Origin of the sequence: Bacillus sp. FSL K6-1005, assembly GCF_038000225.1 — a bacterium.
In the GTDB taxonomy this organism is placed as follows: Bacteria; Bacillota; Bacilli; order Bacillales; family Bacillaceae; genus Bacillus; species Bacillus mojavensis.
In genome coordinates this window covers 712,740-731,357 of record NZ_JBBOBP010000001.1, presented here as the reverse complement: position 1 = coordinate 731,357, position 18,618 = coordinate 712,740, and the positions used below count along the sequence as shown (strand labels likewise).

16 protein-coding genes and 1 pseudogene are annotated in these 18,618 nt (G+C 44.2%); 3 read left to right on the top strand and 14 right to left on the bottom strand.

The genetic code is table 11. The annotated features are described in order from the left end of the window. Window positions 1-248: 248 nt before the first annotated feature. The 3 genes from speD to NST16_RS03640 all read right to left on the bottom strand — a co-directional run bounded on the left by speD (window position 249) and on the right by NST16_RS03640 (window position 2,476). The gene (gene speD, locus NST16_RS03650) at window positions 249-629 is read right to left on the bottom strand and encodes an adenosylmethionine decarboxylase (RefSeq protein WP_003223584.1); all 381 of its coding nucleotides are present in this window, start codon (window positions 627-629) and stop codon (window positions 249-251) included. A 237-nt stretch (window positions 630-866) separates the two neighbouring features. After that, window positions 867-1,889: a glyceraldehyde-3-phosphate dehydrogenase gene (locus tag NST16_RS03645; protein WP_010335261.1), complete on the bottom strand. Its 1,023-nt coding sequence runs from the start codon at window positions 1,887-1,889 to the stop codon at window positions 867-869. A gap of 206 nt (window positions 1,890-2,095) precedes the next feature. Further along, window positions 2,096-2,476, bottom strand: coding sequence for a winged helix-turn-helix transcriptional regulator (locus tag NST16_RS03640; RefSeq protein WP_029441386.1), 381 nt, complete (start codon window positions 2,474-2,476; stop codon window positions 2,096-2,098). 183 nt (window positions 2,477-2,659) lie between these two features. Between NST16_RS03640 and NST16_RS03635 the strand changes: the two genes are divergently transcribed. Both NST16_RS03635 and NST16_RS03630 read left to right on the top strand, forming a co-directional pair. Next, on the top strand, window positions 2,660-3,850 hold the full coding sequence (locus NST16_RS03635; protein WP_340883987.1) for an MFS transporter: 1,191 nt from the start codon (window positions 2,660-2,662) through the stop codon (window positions 3,848-3,850). Window positions 3,851-3,874: 24 nt separating this feature from the next. Next, window positions 3,875-4,717, top strand: coding sequence for an aldo/keto reductase (locus tag NST16_RS03630; RefSeq protein WP_326203220.1), 843 nt, complete (start codon window positions 3,875-3,877; stop codon window positions 4,715-4,717). Between the two features lie 36 nt (window positions 4,718-4,753). Here NST16_RS03630 and coaE read toward each other — a convergent pair whose 3' ends face one another. From coaE to NST16_RS03580, 10 genes and pseudogenes are all read right to left on the bottom strand, one after another. Next, window positions 4,754-5,347, bottom strand: a complete 594-nt coding sequence (gene coaE / locus NST16_RS03625) for a dephospho-CoA kinase (RefSeq protein ID WP_268505236.1) — start codon at window positions 5,345-5,347, stop codon at window positions 4,754-4,756. Window positions 5,348-5,362: 15 nt separating this feature from the next. Continuing rightward, a pseudogene (gene ytaF / locus NST16_RS03620) lies at window positions 5,363-6,013 on the bottom strand (sporulation membrane protein YtaF); the annotation flags it as partial. Window positions 6,014-6,166: 153 nt separating this feature from the next. Beyond that, window positions 6,167-6,994: a DNA-formamidopyrimidine glycosylase gene (mutM, locus tag NST16_RS03615; protein WP_340883976.1), complete on the bottom strand. Its 828-nt coding sequence runs from the start codon at window positions 6,992-6,994 to the stop codon at window positions 6,167-6,169. Between the two features lie 24 nt (window positions 6,995-7,018). Next, window positions 7,019-9,661, bottom strand: coding sequence for a DNA polymerase I (polA, locus tag NST16_RS03610; protein ID WP_277852269.1), 2,643 nt, complete (start codon window positions 9,659-9,661; stop codon window positions 7,019-7,021). 249 nt (window positions 9,662-9,910) lie between these two features. Then, the gene (gene pnpS / locus NST16_RS03605) at window positions 9,911-11,650 is read right to left on the bottom strand and encodes a two-component system histidine kinase PnpS (protein ID WP_229146509.1); all 1,740 of its coding nucleotides are present in this window, start codon (window positions 11,648-11,650) and stop codon (window positions 9,911-9,913) included. Beyond that, a complete protein-coding gene (gene phoP / locus NST16_RS03600) occupies window positions 11,643-12,365 on the bottom strand; it encodes a two-component system response regulator PhoP (RefSeq protein WP_010335269.1) in 723 nt (240 codons plus the stop codon). Before phoP ends, pnpS begins: the two co-directional genes overlap by 8 nt. Before the next feature lie 225 nt (window positions 12,366-12,590). Further along, window positions 12,591-13,529 (bottom strand): malate dehydrogenase, encoded by a 939-nt coding sequence (gene mdh, locus NST16_RS03595; protein ID WP_010335270.1) that lies wholly within the window; start codon window positions 13,527-13,529, stop codon window positions 12,591-12,593. A 43-nt stretch (window positions 13,530-13,572) separates the two neighbouring features. After that, window positions 13,573-14,844, bottom strand: coding sequence for an NADP-dependent isocitrate dehydrogenase (gene icd / locus NST16_RS03590; RefSeq protein ID WP_340883965.1), 1,272 nt, complete (start codon window positions 14,842-14,844; stop codon window positions 13,573-13,575). Between the two features lie 160 nt (window positions 14,845-15,004). Continuing rightward, window positions 15,005-16,123 (bottom strand): citrate synthase, encoded by a 1,119-nt coding sequence (citZ, locus tag NST16_RS03585; protein WP_010335272.1) that lies wholly within the window; start codon window positions 16,121-16,123, stop codon window positions 15,005-15,007. 330 nt (window positions 16,124-16,453) lie between these two features. Next, a complete protein-coding gene (locus NST16_RS03580; protein ID WP_010335274.1) occupies window positions 16,454-16,918 on the bottom strand; it encodes a DUF441 domain-containing protein in 465 nt (154 codons plus the stop codon). 95 nt (window positions 16,919-17,013) lie between these two features. Here NST16_RS03580 and ytvI point away from each other — a divergent pair, with 95 nt between their 5' ends. Continuing rightward, window positions 17,014-18,129, top strand: coding sequence for a sporulation integral membrane protein YtvI (gene ytvI, locus NST16_RS03575; protein WP_340883960.1), 1,116 nt, complete (start codon window positions 17,014-17,016; stop codon window positions 18,127-18,129). A gap of 31 nt (window positions 18,130-18,160) precedes the next feature. Here the strand turns inward: ytvI and NST16_RS03570 are convergent, their stop codons facing one another. Beyond that, window positions 18,161-18,544, bottom strand: coding sequence for an FxsA family protein (locus NST16_RS03570; protein WP_024122457.1), 384 nt, complete (start codon window positions 18,542-18,544; stop codon window positions 18,161-18,163). Window positions 18,545-18,618 lie beyond the last annotated feature (74 nt).

Here is an 18,618-nt window from a genome sequence, read left to right as displayed (position 1 = left end):
CCTGCAATGTATATTCGGCAGCCTCCGGCTATAAAAAGTGATGTGACAGGCATCTGTCGGGAGAGCCGTTGTTTAGGCTGTATCTAACAGCATCAGGCGGTTTATGACATATCTCTTTCTTATTTTACAAAAAAAACGAAAAAAGAAAAAGCTGGCCGCCCCTGTTTGTTCATAAAAATAAAAGGAGCATAAGCTAAAAAGCGCGTAACGGCTTTCTAGCTCCAGCTCCCTTTGTGTTCGTGTTTACTTTATAGTACTTTCGCTTGCGCCTGTTTAATCTGCACAGGCCCCATTCCTCTTGGTATTTCAATGTTTTCTCTTGTATCAGCATGTAATGCTTCTGCAATGTAGTCAGCAGCGACATTAGGATCTAAGTCTCCACAAGTATAAACATCAATGCTTGCATATCCGTGCTCAGGAAAACTGTGAATCGTTAAATGTGATTCAGAAATGATAACGACTCCGCTTACGCCTTGCGGTGCAAATTTGTGAAATGCAACCTCGCGCACCTCAGCTCCTGATTTTAAAGCAGCATTTACAAACGTTTTTTCAATAAAATCCATGTCATTCAGCTTATCAAAATCGCATCCCCATAGCTCGGAGATAACGTGACGCCCCATTGTTTCCATAGTCATGGACCCCCCTTAACAAGAATTAAAAAGTGAAGTTCCAACAACTGGGTCGGCTATTTACCACGGGGGAAAGTTAGTCCGGAGAGGTCCTAACCCTTTAAGTAATCCCGAAACAGTCTCAAGCAAGAAGTTCACGAAAAATAGTATACTGTGTTTAAGTCTAATTTGCAAGAAGCGTTTTTTCAGAAATTTGCTGTTAAGGGTTTTTTCTTAAATTGTGTCCATGACCTTATTCTATACAACAGATGGATGTTTCATTCGTGCCGCCACATGGCGGATGAGATCAACTACTCTGCATGAGTAGCCCCATTCATTGTCATACCATGCGAGAACCTTTACTTTCCTGTCTTCCATCACCATTGTCGTAAGCCCGTCAATAACCGCCGAATGCGGATTCGTATTATAATCTGTCGACACGAGCGGTTCATCCGAATAATCAAGCACTCCGTACATTGACGTTTTGGCAGCCTGCCTGAATGCTTCGTTTACCTTTTCTGCCGTTACATCCGTTTTCAAGTCGACAACAAGATCAACTAATGAAACGTTCGGAACAGGCACACGCAAAGCGAGACCGTGAAGCTTTCCTTTCAGGTGAGGCAGAACAAGCGAAAGCGCCTTTGCCGCGCCTGTTGTCGTCGGGATGATGGATTCACCGCATGCCCGGGCGCGGCGCAAATCTTTGTGCGGATTATCAATATTTTTTTGATCGTTCGTATAAGCGTGTACTGTCGTCATTAGACCGCTCTCAATGCCAAATTCATCATCAAGCACTTTTACAACCGGTGCAAGGCAATTTGTCGTGCATGACGCGTTTGAAATAATCACGTGGCGTTCAGCATCAAATTGGTCTTCATTAACACCCATCACAATGGTAACGTCTTCATTTTTCCCCGGAGCTGTCAGAATGACTTTTTTCGCGCCCGCGTCAATATGTCCCATCGCTTTTTCTTTTGAATTAAACTTCCCTGTTGCTTCAACGACAATGTCAATATCATATTCCCGCCAAGGCAGCTGTTTCGGATCACGGCTGTTTAACAAGAGTACTTTTTTTCCATTCACAATCAGACTGTCTTCTCCAGCCTCAACTTCTTTTTCGTACCGTCCGTGATTTGTGTCATACTTTATTAAATGAGCCAGCGTTTCAGCCGAATAGCTGGCGTTAATAGCCACTACTTGAATTTGATCGTCTAACATTGCTTTTCTAAAGACCATTCTTCCGATTCTTCCAAACCCGTTTATCGCTACTTTTACCTTCATGTTGGTCACCCCTCATCAATTATGTCACTCTAATTTGTTGTCATCTAAAATTAGTATAACACATTAAAAAGAATTCGCCAGTACATATTGATAAAAATCAACGATTATAACGCTAATTTATGATGTATCGTGCGTTTTCTTGCACAAAATATGAGGTTGAAGAATAAAAAAAGCAGCCAGCGCTGCGCACTGCCTGCTTTATTTTCTTATGATTCCTGTTTCAATTTATCATTGAGCACACTTTCTTCTAATACAGAGAAAGTATCGCCGTATACCTTGTTTATATGATTCGCTCCCCAAGCACAGAGCATATCTAATATGCCTTCTAAGCTGCGGCCGTATTCGCTCAGTTCGTATTCCACTTTAGGAGGAACCTGATTGTACACGATCCGGTTAATGACACCGTCCGCTTCCAGCTCACGCAGCTGCTGGGTCAGCATTTTTTGAGTAATATTCGGCATTAACCGTTTTAACTCACTTGTTCTTTTTTTTCCGTGCGTCAGGTGGCATAAAATCACGCATTTCCATTTCCCGCCGATTACTTCAAGAGTCGCTTCAACTGAAATGTTATATTTTTTCCTCTCCATGCGGTTCACTCTCCTTACAGGCACCAAAAAGTGACTATAGCACTTAAAAGTACGTACTTTTCTTTTTTGATGATATCTTTCATAATCACATTTGCCGGCTGATTTGAATCTGCTCTTTATATTTATATAGCTTGCTCGGCAGAATTTCAATCATACAACACATAACAGCAAGGAGGAACATGAATGACTTCAGCCAATAAAAGCAGCATTCCTGCACTTCTGGCTCTCGCCATTAGTGCATTCGCGATAGGGACAACCGAATTTATCAGCGTCGGCCTTTTGCCGTTAATTTCTGATGATTTACACATTCCTGTAACAACAGCAGGATTGACCGTCTCCCTATACGCACTTGGCGTTACGTTCGGCGCGCCTATTTTAACTTCATTGACCTCAAGCATGTCACGAAAGACGCTATTGCTTTGGATCATGATCATATTTATCGCCGGAAATACGATGGCCGCGTCAGCCTCCAGCATCGGAGTTCTATTAGCAGCACGTGTGATATCCGCTTTTTCACACGGTGTGTTTATGTCGATCGGCTCGACAATCGCAGCCGATCTTGTCCCTGAAAATAAAAGGGCGAGTGCGATTTCCATTATGTTTACAGGACTTACCGTCGCAACCGTAACCGGCGTTCCTTTCGGCACGTTTATCGGCCAGCAGCTCGGCTGGCGGTTCGCCTTTATGGTTATTATTGCCGTCGGCATTATCGCTGTCATTGCAAATGGCATTCTTGTCCCTTCCAATTTACGAAAAGGGACGAAAACAACGATGCGGGATCAATTCAAGCTTGTGACAAATGGCCGTTTACTGCTTTTATTTGTCATAACAGCATTAGGATACGGAGGGACATTTGTTGTGTTCACTTATCTGTCTCCCTTGCTTCAGGAAGTGACAGGCTTTAAGGCCGGCACGGTAGCCATTATCCTGCTCGTATACGGAATTGCCATTGCCATCGGCAATATGATCGGCGGAAAGCTGTCCAATCGAAATCCGATCGGCGCGCTGTTTTATATGTTTATCATTCAGGCGCTCGTCCTGTTTACGTTAACATTTACGGCTCCTTATAAAATTGCTGGCCTCATTACGATTCTCTTTATGGGCTTATTGGCCTTTATGAATGTGCCCGGCCTTCAAGTATATGTCGTCATGCTGGCTGAACGTTTTGTACCGAGCGCAGTAGACGTAGCATCCGCGATTAATATTGCAGCATTTAACGCAGGAATTGCCCTAGGATCATTTTTGGGAGGCTTGATTACTGATTCCATCGGACTGATTCATACCGCATGGATTGGAGCTTTAATGGTAGCAGGAGCCGTTATCTTAACAGGCTGGAGCCGCCTTCTGGAAAAACAGGATCGGCAGGCAGCCTAACATTTCAATAAGGAGGAAACAAACATGACAACACATTTACAAGCAACAGCAACACTTCATAACGGGGTGAAAATGCCGTGGTTCGGCCTCGGTGTATTCCAAGTGGAAGAAGGGTCAGAACTCGTCAATGCCGTGAAAACCGCCATTGTTCACGGTTACCGCAGTATTGATACTGCCGCTATCTATGGAAATGAAGCGGGAGTCGGGGAAGGTCTCCGTCAAGGAATTGAAGCAGCCGGCATCACCAGAGAGGATTTATTTGTCACATCAAAAGTGTGGAATGCAGATTTAGGGTATGAGGAAACATTGGCTGCATTTGAAACAAGCTTGTCAAAACTCGGTTTGGACTATTTAGATCTATACCTCATTCACTGGCCTGTGGAAGGCAAATACAAAGAAGCTTGGAGAGCGCTTGAAACCTTGTATAAAGAAGGCCGTGTCAAAGCGATCGGTGTGAGCAATTTCCAAATCCATCACCTGGAGGATCTGCTGAAGGATGCTGAAATGAAGCCTATGATCAACCAAGTGGAATTCCACCCGCGTCTCACGCAAAAAGAGCTGATGGCTTATTGCAAGAAGCAAGGCATACAAATGGAAGCATGGTCACCTTTAATGCAGGGGCAATTGCTTGATCATCCCGAACTGACAGACATCGCGCAAGCTTATGACAAATCCGTCGCGCAAATCATTTTACGCTGGGATTTACAGCACGGCGTCATCACCATTCCTAAATCAACAAAGGAACATCGAATTAAAGCGAACGCGAACATATTTGATTTTGAATTATCACAGGAAGACATGAACCGAATTGATGCGTTGAATGAAAATCTGCGTGTCGGTCCTGATCCGGACAATTTCGATTTTTAATCACAAAAACACCGTTCATCACTGAACGGTGTTTTGTTATGCCCAGCAGCTGAGAATTTCCTCAAGCTGCTGTTTTGTCTCTTCGAGTGTGCCGCTGTTGTCTATTACGTTATCCGCTCTTGACACTTTTTCCTCTAATGGCATTTGGGAGCGGATCCGGCTAAGCGCTTCTTCTTCCGTCAATTGGTTGCGCTTGATCAGACGCTCAAGCTGAAGCTCTTTTGTCACACTGACCACAATAATTTTATCAACTAAAGACTCCAATTTGCTTTCGAACAATAGCGGGATATCTAATACCACAAATGTCTCCTGATTTGCAATGGACTCATCACGCCGCTTGAGCATTTCCTCTCTGACCGCAGGATGAACAATTGAATTTAAAGCAAGACGCTTCTGTTCATTTGTAAAGACCAGCGCTCCAAGCTTTCTTCTGTCTATATCACCATTTTCGAGCAGAATGTCTTCACCAAATTCGTCAATGATCTGCCGGTAGGCCGGCATCCCTTTTTCTACCGCTTGTTTTGCAATAATATCCGCATCTATGACAGTGATTCCTTTATCTATCAGCATATTTGCAACCGTACTTTTGCCGCTTGCTATTCCTCCCGTTAAACCAATGACTAAGGTCAAGAGATCCACTCCTTTTTACAATTTCCAGAGCCCGATCGTGATCAGCAGAAGGCCCGGCAAAAATGCCATTTTATCAATCCATCTCCATTTAGACAGAATATGTCCGGCATTGATGCCGACTGACACAAACAGCGAACTCATAATCGCGACGGTTATGCTCATCGCAATGGGAGAAAAACCGAGAATGGCCGCTCCCATTCCCGCTCCGAAGGCATCAATCGACAGGGCGAATCCCAATAACACCGCTTCAATTCCAGTAATCACACCAGATTTGTCGATATCCGCACTCATCGGTTTTCTCAAAATATGGATCACAATGCCCAATGACCGAACCTCTAAATTAAGCAGTGTTTTTTCATGCAATAGGTAGTCTTTGTCTTTTGCCGGCCTGAAAAATTGGTATAAAACCCATACGCCAATTCCAACCAATATTAACCCGCCAAGCTTCTCAGTCACATATACGGGAAAAAACTTGGTGAGAAAGCTTCCGATCAGCATGGAAATAAACATAACAGTGCCGGAACAGAAGGCAATGACGATAATGGCCTTTAGCGGTATCTTCATTTTTCGCAATCCATACGTAAATCCGACTGAAAAACTGTCCAAGCTGACAGCTAACGCCAGCAGCAGTATAGAAACCATTTGCATATTCGTTTCTTCCTTTCTGTTGGTGCTCTTGTATCAGATGTTAAATGCCCGGAGATTCATCACAATCATGTATATGGAAAAGTGATAAATCCGTGTTTCCGAAAAACGGCACTTCCTCTATAACAGAGCTACTGATATATGCACCGACAGCTTGGACGATGAAGCATTATTCTATTTTTTCTGGCACTTGGCGCAAAAATGCGTGCCTCTGCCTCCGACGACAATTTTTGTAATCATTGTTCCGCAATTTTTGCAGGGCTCATCTTTTTTTCCGTACACAAAATGCTGCAGCTGAAACATTCCGATTTCTCCTTGGGAATTGATATACGACCGGACAGTGCTTCCGCCGGCATCAATCGCTTCCTGAAGGGTATTTTTAATTTCAGCATGAAGTTTTTTGATTTTTTGATCTGACAGCTGATTTGCTTTTGTCTCGGGATGAACGCCCGCTCTGAACAGAGCCTCGTCCACATAAATGTTTCCGAGTCCGACGACCGTTTTCTGATCCAGAAGAGCAGTTTTGATAGCTCGGTTTGTTTTCTCCAGCCGCGCTTTCAAATACGCACTCGTAAATTCTTCTGCATCCGGTTCGGGTCCGAGCTGAGAAAGCGGCAGCTCCCCTGCTTCCTCTCCCGGTTTAAATAAATGCATGGTTCCGAATTTCCGAACATCCCTGTAACGCAGCTGGGTTCCGTCCGTCATCGTAAAAATGACATGCACGTGTTTATCGTCCGGCTCCTCCTCTTGGTGAAGGCCGTACTTTCCTTCCATACGAAGGTGGGAGACCATGACATAATGATCCAAGTTAAACAGTAAAAACTTTCCCCGTCTTCCGATGGACTGGATGGTTTCTCCTGCTAAGTTTCGCGCAAATTCCTCCGGTTCGGCAGGCCGTTTGATGATATTCGGCCATCTGATCTCTACCGATTTGATTGTTTTTCCTCTTACAAGCCCGGTCAGAGTGCGCCGGACGGTTTCAACCTCTGGTAATTCCGGCACATCCATCACTTCCTTTATCTCTGTTTATTTCGCATCGTACCAGGATGGGCCTGAAGCAAAGTCCACCTTTAACGGCACATCTAATGCAAGCGCATGCTCCATCACTTCTGGAACAAGCTTTTCAAGTATTTCAATTTCTTCCTTCGGCGCTTCAAAAATCAGTTCATCGTGCACTTGAAGCAGCAACCTTGTCTTCAGCTGCTTTTCTTTCAGCTTGGCTGCCATATCAATCATGGCTTTTTTAATAATATCCGCGGCACTTCCTTGAATTGGTGTATTCATTGCCGTCCGCTCCGCAAAGCTGCGGATATTAAAGTTTCGGCTCGTCAGTTCAGGGATATAGCGGCGGCGATGCAGCAGCGTGGTTACGTAGCCTTTTTGCTTCGCGTCCTGCACCGAGTCCTCCATATACGCTTTGACACCCTTGAAGCTTTCCAAATATCGGTCGATGAATGCCCCGGCTTCTTTCCTCGTAATGCCGAGATTCTGTGAAAGCCCGTAATCACTGATGCCGTATACGATCCCGAAGTTGACCGCTTTCGCCTGGCGTCTCATCGCCGATGTCACTTCATCCTCAGCGACATGGAACACATCCATTGCTGTTTTTGTGTGAATATCCATATCGTTTGTAAAGGCTTCGATCAAATTTTCATCCTTTGAAATGTGGGCAAGCACCCGCAGCTCGATTTGCGAGTAATCAGCCGCAAAAATGAGCCAGTCTTTTTCAGACGGAACAAAGGCCTGGCGGATCTTGCGCCCTTCCTCAAGCCTGATCGGTATGTTTTGCAGGTTTGGATCAGTCGAGCTGAGGCGCCCTGTTTGCGTTAAGGCTTGGTTAAAGCGTGTATGCACCTTGTGTGTATCTTTTTTTGTCACCTTTAAAAGCCCTTCGATGTATGTCGATTGCAGCTTGCCTATTTGTCTGTACTGCAAAATATAGTCGACAATATCATGTTTGTCAGCCAGCTTTTCAAGCACATCAGCAGATGTTGAATAGCCTGTTTTCGTTTTCTTCACAACTGGCAGGCCAATCTTTTCAAACAATATGACACCGAGCTGTTTAGGAGAATTGATATTAAACGGTTCGCCCGCAATCTCATGAATTTTTTCTTCATATTCCTTCAGCTTGGCGCTCAGTTCTTCTCCCATTCGTTTTAAGCGGTCAACATCAACCTTAACGCCTGTTGATTCCATTTCTCCGAGAATAAGCGCCAGCGGCATTTCCAGCTCCTCAAACAGCTCAAGCTGATCGTTGTTCTCCAGCTCCTGAACGAGCTTTTCCCGGAGGCTTTGAATGGCTAAAGCCTTTCTGACGAGATGCTCAGACAGTTCGCCTTCTGCCGGCACGGCGCGTTTTGCTCCCTTGCCGTAAACTGATTCATCGCTTGAAACGATATGTAAGCCGTAATCCTTAGCCACACTGGCAACGTCGTCATACGAATTGCCCGGATTAATGATATAAGCGGCAAGAACCGTATCAAACTCCGCACCTTTCAGCTCAATGCCCTGCCAGCGCAAAGCCACGACAGCACGCTTGCTGTCAAAGACCCATTTTTTCTGATCGTCATTTTCCACCCATTCTTTAAACACATCAGACTCGACAGCAACGTCTTTTGGAATAAAGTAGGCTCCCGTTTCGTTCACTATCGAAAATCCGAGAATTGGCACTTCATGATAATTATCGCCAATCTGTTCAACGACAAATGAAGATGGAGAAACCAATATATCGCTAGTCACGTCGGTGACTGTTTTAACATCAATTTCTTCTAAGGACTGATCCTGCTCCGCCTCTACACCGTCTTCCCCGAGCCGTTCAAGAAGCGTATTGAACCCAAGGTCCTTAAAGATGGCAATGACCTGTTCACGATTAAAGCCTTGATATTCCAGGCCGGAAACGGATACCTCAATCGGCGCATCGGTCATAATCGTCGCCAATTCCTTGCTCATCAAGGCCTGATCCTTAAATTCTTCAAGCTTTTCCTTGAGTTTTTTTCCGCTTACCTCATCAATTGATTCGAGCAGCTTTTCAACAGAATGGAATTGCTTTAACAGCTTAATCGCGGTTTTCTCCCCGACACCCGGCACACCCGGGATGTTGTCAGAGGAATCCCCCATTAAACCCTTCATATCAATAATTTGGTCAGGCGTGAGTCCGTATTTCTCCTGGACGTGCTCTGGTGTGTAAAACTCAACATCGGTAATTCCTTTTCTCGTAATGGCAACCGTCGTCTGATCTGTTGCCAGCTGTGTTAAATCCTTATCTCCCGAGAAAACCTTTACCTCAAAGCCTTCCTTTTCAGCCGATTTCGCGAGTGTGCCGATAATGTCGTCAGCTTCGTATTGTTCCAGTTCGTAGCGGCTGATTTGATAGGCATCAAGCAGCTCGCGGATAAACGGCATTTGTTCTGAAAGCTCAGGCGGGGTTTTCTGTCTTCCGCCTTTATACTCTTTAAATGTGCCGTGGCGAAACGTCGTTTTCCCGGCATCAAACGCAACCAGCATATGCGTCGGCTTTTCATCCTCAAGCATTTTCATCAAAATCATCGCAAAACCGTAAACCGCATTTGTATGAATTCCTTTATCATTGCTTAACAGCGGCAATGCAAAAAACGCCCGGTAAGCCAGACTGTTTCCGTCTACAAGCACTAATTTTTTTCGTTCCGTCATTCAATATCCTCCTAAGAAGCAACAGCTCCTGCTTCCATTCATCTCATAATAATAGTCTATAGCTTCTCTTATTTTAACAAAGTTCAATTTGAAAGGAAAATACGCGAACCGATGAGAACACACAAAAAAGGACGGGAACACAAAAAGGTTCCCGCCGTCAAAATTGGCTCCTTGGATGAAGGGGTTCTACTACATCCTACCAGCATAGGTTTAACAGTGCATGAAGATATTGTTAAAGCTTTGTAAACATTAGACAGGCTTTTCAGCAGCCCGCTTCAGCGTCACAGTAAACACAGTACCGCGGCCCGGCTCACTAGTCACATCGATTTTCCCTTCATGAGCCTCTATTAAATGCTTTACAATTGCAAGACCTAGACCGGTCCCTCCTGAGTTTCTGCTTCTGTCTTTATCAACGCGGTAAAACCGTTCAAAGATGCGGGGGATTTCTTCTTTCTGGATGCCGATCCCGGTATCGGAAACTTCAATCTGAATCTCTGTTTCACCCGGCTTGACATTGATAGCTACCGATCCCTTCTCCGGTGTATAGGTTAATGCATTGTTTACGAGATTCAAAAACACCTGTTTTAGCCGGTACGGGTCGCCCGCTACATAGAGAGGGTCTTTCGGAACGTTCAGCTGTAAAGAGATACCTTTCTCCGTCGCTTTATGCTTAAGCAGCGTCTCAATATCAGCCAGCATTTTCGCTGCATCGAACGTTTCGATGCTGAGCGTAAAGTTTTGCTGCTCAATCTTAGAAAGATCTAGCAAATCCTGCACCAATGATTGAAGCCTTTTGCTTTCCTTTAAAATAATCGATAGAAATTCTGAAAGCGCCTCTTTATCCTCCATCGCCCCGTCTAATAGCGTTTCCGTAAACCCTTTGATCGATGTAATCGGTGTTTTCAGCTCATGAGAAACGTTGGCCACAAAATCTTTTCTCATCTGCTCTAATTTTTTCGTTTCCGTCATGTCATGAAAAACGAGCACGATCCCTTTCCATTCATCATCCGGCCCCATAATAGGAACGCCATCCACTTCAAAATAACGCCTTTCAATTTTGATCGGAAGTCTTAATAGCTTGCATTTCTTCGTCTCAGTCATAAAAATGTCTTCGACAAGCTGGATCACTTCTTCATGTTCAAATGCATCATGATAAAGACGGCGCAGCATCTGATTCGGATTGACATGAAACTGCTTCGCGTAAGACCTGTTGACGAGATTGATAAAACCTCTTCCATCAATCATAATCAGCCCGGAGCCGATGTTTTCAATCACAGTCAGCAGACGGTCGCGCTGCATTTCCTGCGTCCTCGTCATTTCCATCAGATCAACGGCAAGGCTGTTCATGGCACGGCCAAGCTTGTCAGAACGCCTGATATAACCGCCGTATGTACGGGCATCGTAATTCCCCTTGGACAGCTCTGTTGCCATGTTTGTGGCTGCTTCAATAGATCTTTTGTAGCGAGAGGTCATATTAGAATAAAAGAAAACAATAATTATAAAAGCGGTACAAAGACTGGCTGTCAGCATGCCCCACATCTCGCCATTCAGACCTGAGCTTTCTTCACGGGAAGTAAGCAGCACATACCCCGTTTTTTCGCCTTTGCTCCTAAGCGAAAGCCCATAATAAAGCATGTTCTCCTCTTTTGCGAGAACTCCCTCATGACCGGAGACAAGCGCCTGCACCTGTGAAGAATCCGCCGCGCTGCCGTCAGACCCGTACAGCACCTTTCCTTCTGTATCGATTACGGAGGCTTCTACATCAAGCGCACTGCCTGCATCTTTAATGACTTTCTCATTTGCCTGGTCATTCAGATTGCCGGCATCAAGCAGCGAAGCCATGTATTTGGCTTCCTTTTCAATGTGTTCCTCCGATTTTTTTTGATCAGAAGATTCAAAGAGCTGCTGTAAAAACAGCCCGAGTACACTAAACACTACAATCATACAGACAACGAGCACAGAAAAAAGGCGCACACGATATTTAATCATTCATTTTTGGCTCCTCCAATTTATACCCCAATCCCCTAATAGTTTTAATATAGATCGGTTTTTTTGTATTCGTTTCAATTTTGTCTCGAAGATGGCTGATATGCACATCAACAATTCTCGTATCTCCAGCAAAATCGTAATTCCAGACAGCGCTCAAAAGCAGATCTCTCGTCAGCACTCTGCCTTTATGTCTGCCTAAATACAAAAGCAGCTCAAATTCTTTCGGTGTCAGCTCAAGCTGATTTTCTTTAAAATAAGCTTCATAATGATCGGGCAGGATCTTCAAATCGCCGATAACAATTTGTCCTTCGGTTTCCTCGTTTTTCATGTCATTAGAGGGTGCAGCCATTTCAGAACGCCTTAAAATAGCTTTTACTCTTGCATTGACTTCTCGAGGGCTGAAAGGCTTGGTCATATAATCATCAGCACCAAGCTCAAGCCCTAATACTTTGTCAAATTCTTCATCCTTCGCTGTCAGCATTAAAATAGGAAACATGAGTTTTTGCTGTCTCAGCTGCTTGCATACTTCAATTCCATCCAGCTTTGGAAGCATCACATCTAGCACAATCAAATCAGGATTTTCTGTTTCCGCCCTTTTGAGTGCTTCTTCTCCATCCGAAGCAGTAATAACCTCATAGCCTGACCGCTCCAAATTGTACTGCAAAAGTGTAACGATAGATTCTTCATCATCCACAACTAAAATTTTCTTGTTCATGCTGTGCCTCCAGTATCTTAATTCCCCGACATCCTATTTCTCTATTTTATGTCATCTTACCATGTTTCATGATTTTATTTTATCGAAAGCCGGACATTCCGACAATTCGCCTTTTACATCATTTTAAAAGAAAAATACAAGAGGCAGCTGAGGAATAAAGGGAAGCGCTTTCATTTGTAATAAAAAGAGAAAGGCTTCGATTAAATCAGCCTTTCTCTTTTTATTTTAGGATAATACTTTCATCACATTTTTGACAGATTCAACTGATTTATTCAGCTGTTCTTTTTCGTACTCTGTCAATTCAAGCTCAATGATTTGTTCAAGTCCGTTTCCGCCGACAATTGTCGGAACACCAAGGTAAATGCCTTCATAGCCGTATTCCCCTTCAAGGTAAGCAATTGTAGGAAGGACGCGGCGCTGATCTTTTAAGATCGCTTCGATCATTTCTGTCAGAGAAGCCGCAGGCGCATAATACGCGCTTCCGTTTCCTAAAAGGTTCACGATCTCGCCGCCGCCTTTTCTTGTGCGCTCCACAATGGCGTCAATCCGGTCTTTTGGAATGAGGGTTTCAAGCGGGATACCGCCAGCATAAGAATAACGTACAAGCGGCACCATATCGTCACCGTGTCCGCCGAGAACAAAACCAGTCACATCTTTCACTGACAAGTTTAATTCCTCAGCCACAAACGTTCTGAATCTTGCCGTATCAAGCACACCAGATTGGCCGATCACGCGCTCTTTCGGGAAGCCAGACTCTTTATATACTGCGTATGTCATTGCATCAACAGGGTTTGTCAAAACCACAATGATAGAGTCAGGAGAATATTTCACGATTTCTCGTGTTACGCTTCTCATAATTTTTTCGTTTGTAGAGACTAAATCATCCCTGCTCATACCAGGTTTTCTTGCGATACCGGCTGTAATGACAACAATGTCAGAACCCGCGGTATCCTCATAATTAGATGTACCCGTAATTTTCGCGTCAAAGCCTTGAACCGGGCTGGCTTCCAGCATATCAAGGGCTTTTCCTTTCGTCGGGTTCTCCAATTGCGGGATATCAACGAGAACAACGTCCGCCAGCTCTTTTTGAGCGGTTAAGAAAGCTGTTGTCGCTCCGGTAAAACCTGCTCCGATAACAGAAACTTTTTTACGAGTATTTCCCATGTCTCTCTTCTCCTTTATGGCTAATTTTAGGCTTTTTCCTAGCTTAGGCCATGTTTTTAATTAATTCTTCTCCGAACTCTGAACATTTAACTTCAGTCGCGCCGTCCATTAATCTGGCAAAATCGTAAGTTACGACTTTAGAAGCGATTGTTTTTTCCATAGATGTAATGATTAAATCAGCCGCTTCATTCCATCCTAAATGCTCAAGAAGCAGCACACCTGAAAGAATAACTGAAGATGGGTTTACCTTATCAAGTCCGGCGTATTTAGGAGCCGTTCCATGTGTCGCCTCGAAAATCGCATGTCCTGTTTCGTAGTTGATGTTCGCACCAGGAGCAATACCGATTCCGCCTACTTGCGCCGCAAGAGCGTCAGAAATATAGTCTCCGTTAAGGTTCATTGTTGCAACAACATCAAATTCGCTTGGACGTGTCAGGATCTGCTGAAGGAAAATATCAGCAATGCTGTCTTTGATAATGATTTTGCCTGCTGCTTCTGCTTCGCTTTGCGCTTTATTAGCGGCGTCTTTTCCGTCTTTTTCAGCAATGCGGTCATATTCAGCCCATGTGAAGACTTTTTCGCCGTATTCTCTCTCTGCAAGCTCATAGCCCCAGTTTTTGAAGGCGCCTTCCGTGAACTTCATGATGTTTCCTTTGTGTACAAGCGTTACAGACTTGCGGCCGTGCTCAATCGCATAATCAATTGCCGCTCTGACCAGACGGCTTGTTCCTTCTTCAGAAACAGGCTTAATACCGATACCTGACGTTTCAGGGAAACGAATTTTGTTGACATTCAATTCATTTTGCAGGAAGCTGATGAGCTTTTGCACTTCTTCAGAGCCTTTTGCGTACTCGATGCCTGCGTAAATATCTTCTGTATTTTCACGGAAGATGACCATGTCAGTATCTTCAGGGCGTTTTACCGGGGACGGGACTCCAGTAAAATATCTTACAGGTCTCAGGCAAACGAATAGGTCAAGCTCTTGTCTTAGCGCTACGTTCAATGAACGGATACCGCCGCCGACAGGTGTCGTTAACGGGCCTTTAATCGCGATGAAATATTCGCGGATGACATCTAATGTTTCAGCAGGAAGCCACTCACCTGTTTTATTATAAGCCTTTTCTCCGGCATAAACTTCTTTCCACGTGATTTTCTTTTCACCTTTATATGCTTTTTCTACTGCGGCTTCCAAAACTTTTGAAGCCGCATTCCAAATATCAGGACCGGTTCCGTCTCCTTCAATAAACGGGATAATCGGGTTGTTTGGTACGTTTAATACTCCATTAGAGACTGTAATTTTTTCACCTTGTGCCACAATAAAAACCTCCCAGTATGTAATTCATATTTAGAAAACATTTTATTTTTCTTATATAGAAAACAAAATGATTTTTCTTAACATTCTAAAGTGTAAACCATCTTTGATGTTCTGAACAAGAGGCTAACTTCATTACCATAAGCCAGCCTCCCATGGTTCTTTAGGCTCTTTCTTCAATCGGAACAAAAGTTTGTTTGTCAGGGCCTGTGTAATCTGCACGCGGGCGGATCAGGCGGTTATTGTCATACTGCTCAAGGATATGAGCGAGCCAGCCGGACATTCTGCTCACAGCAAAAATCGGTGTAAACAAGTCATGGTCAATTCCAAGGCTGTGATAAACAGAAGCGGAATAAAAATCAACGTTAGGCGGAAGCTTTTTTTCTGATGTCACGATTTCTTCGATGCGAATCGACATGTCATACCATTTGCTTTCGCCGGTCAGGTTGGTCAGGCGTTTACTCATTTCTTTTAAATGTTTGGCGCGTGGATCGCCATGCTTATAAACGCGATGTCCGAAGCCCATTATTTTTTCTTTCTTTTCCATCTTGGCGCGAACGAAAGGCTCGACATTCTCCACTTCGCCAATCTCTGTCAGCATTTTCATGACGCCTTCGTTTGCTCCGCCGTGAAGCGGGCCCTTCAGTGCGCCGATTGCGGCAGTAATGCCTGAATAGATATCAGAAAGTGTTGCGACGCAGACCCTTGCTGTGAACGTTGACGCGTTCAGCTCGTGATCGGCATGTAAAATCAGCGCTTTGTTGAAAGCCTCAACCTCAATTGGCGAAGGCTCTTCACCGTTTAATGTGTAGAGAAAATTCTCGGCAATGCCGTAGTCTTCTCTTGGTTCAACAGGCTCAAGACCTTTGCGGATTCTGGAAAACGCTGCAACCAGACCAGGCACCTTTGCCTGAAGGCGGATCGCCTTTCTGTAGTTGGCTTCCGGGTTCATGGTATCAGCCTCGCTGTCAAGCAGGCCTAGTAAAGAAATCGCTGTCCGAAGAGCAGCCATGGGATGAACATTTTCGAGGGAATAAGATTTGAAGTGCTCAATAATTTCTTGCGGAACGGCAGCTTCTTTTGCTAACTGCTGTTTTAACTCATCAAGCTCTTTTTTGTTTGGCAGCCTTAAGTGCCAAAGTAAGTAAATGATTTCTTCAAAGCTCGCATTCTCTGTCAAATCATCGATATCATACCCCACATATGTAAGGGTATCATCAATAATCGAACTAACAGATGATGTTGTTGCTACAACCCCTTCAAGACCGCGTGTCGCTGTCATATATAACATCTCCTTTTCAATAAATTTCCCCTTTAAGAGTGTTGTAAAAACATGAGGCTAACTTAAAAAGCATGTTGTAAGTATTTCTCCCCCCAAAAGAAAATGCTTACATTTTACAGCCTGCTGGTGCTGAAACCCTTTGCTTATGAAAGAACATAACAAATTCTTATAAGCTTTTTTAAGTTTGTGCCTATTCCTATTATAAACAATAATCAGACATTTGTTAAATGTTTACCTATAATTTTTTTTTTCATTTTATGATTTTCCCGAAAAAACGCCTTTATTTGCGGGTTTTCGGCATAAAAAAAAGCGGCAGCAAGCCGCTTTTTTTTATGAAGTGAACAGTTTTACGAGCTGCATCGCAATATAAGCAATCCCCGCTCCGATCAGCGGACCCACTGCGACTCCGCCAAAAAGCGCGACTGCAAGTATGGTTCCGATAACAAGAGCAGTGGTGATGTGAGGGTCATTTTCCAGCAGGGTCAAGCCATTTTTGGCAATCAGCGCAACGGCAATTCCCGCCCCCAATGCAATCCATGCATAAGAAGAACGCATTGCCTCACCAAGCTGTTTAAATCCGATCTCTCCTGTGGCGATTGGTACAAGAACAGCTATTGTGATAACGGTCACGCCCCAGTTGATGCCTTTTGACTGGATAGTCGGAAAAAATTTTTGGTCAAGTCCCACGATTTTGATGATCAAAAGGACGGATACAGCAAAAAGCAGCGATTGATTTTTTGCGATAAGTGCAATAGCCAAGAGTAATATTAAAAATAAATTCGCTTGTGTAAACATGCGTCATCCCTCCTTTAAAATGAATGTATTCATATTCAGCCGGACCGTGAATAAACATAACAATAGGACATGCTGACGAGAGGAGGATCGTTTTTGTGAATCAATCCTATATCACTATTTTTTTCCGAACCCTCTTTGTCGTGTCGCTTACCGCAGGATCGGCAGCTGCTGTTTATTATTCATTTCCGTTAACATATCCGTTCCTCATTGCCCTTATTCTTTCAACAGCGATTCACCCTGTTGTAGACTACCTGGACAAGGTGACCGGATTCCCGCGAACTTTAAATGTCATCGGCGTGCTTGCCTTTTTTCTGCTGGCAGCGTTCAGTGTGCTGACCATTGTGGTAGCAGAAATTGTAACAGGAACCGCGTATCTTGCAAAAACCCTTCCGCCTCATATCAGCACATTTATCTCTTATTGTGAAAAGCTGTTTACCACTCATATCCAGCCGCTCTATCACGAACTGACAGTTTTATTTCATGAATTGGAGACCAACCAGCAGGCTTCCATTGTCACTCACATTCAGGCACTTGGAGACTCCGCTGCCAAAAATGCTGGACTGCTGCTGTCTCACATTCTGGAAATGATTCCGAAATTTTTCGCGCTGCTTCCGAATACCGCGGCTGTTTTGATATTTTCACTTCTTGCTACATTTTTCATGACAAAGGATTGGCACAAACTGAAAGCGATGCTCGTTTCAGTGCTGCCCGATCGAATAACAGAAAACGGAAAGGCGATCAGCAGCGAGTTAAAAAAAGCAATGACCGGTTTTATTAAAGCGCAGGCTGTTCTTGTACTCCTTACAATGATTATTGTATTCTTTGGTCTTTCTCTCTTAAAGGTTGAACATGCAGCAACAATTGCTTTTTTAATCGGACTAGTCGATCTTCTCCCGTATTTAGGAGCAGGATCCGTTTTTGTGCCGTGGATTTTGTATTTATCAATTACAGGCCAGCTTCCCCAAGCAATTGGAATTGGTGTTCTGTACCTTGTTGTACTTGTTCAGCGTCAGCTGACAGAGCCGAAAATATTAAGCAAATCAATCGGAATAGACCCGTTGGCAACACTCATTGCCCTCTTCGCCGGATTTAAATTGTTCGGATTTTTAGGGCTGATTGTCGGTCCTGCTATTCTCGTTGTCATCCAGGCTTTTATTACAACAGGTGCCTTAAAAGAAATATGGTCCTACATCACGATCCAGCAAAAATAAAACAGCAGCCCATGATGCAGGCTGCCGTTTTTCATTTTATAATGATCCGCTTATTCTTCGACATGCCTCTCAGCCATTTGAACAGGATCGGCTTACACCAGCTGCGGGTGAACGGGATAAGCAGGCATGCGCCGGCCAGGTCTGATAAAAAGCCTGGAAGCATCAGCAAAAGGCCGCCAATAAAGATGCACAGGCCGTCAGCAATCGCTTCACCAGGCATCTTGCCATATTGAAGGTCACGCTGAACCTTGAAGTAAACTTCAGTTCCTTGTTTTTTGGCAGCTGCTGCCCCAATGATCCCGGTCAGAATCATCAAAAGGACTGTCGGAAGAATGCCGATCAGCTTGCCCGAAAATAGAAATATGCCGATTTCAATTGCCGGAAACACAATAAAAAGCAAAAATAAAAACCTCATCTCCAGCCCCCCACATGTGTAAAACGCCTTCGTTCAAAAATAGTGCCAAATAGAGAAAAAGGAAGGGAATACGC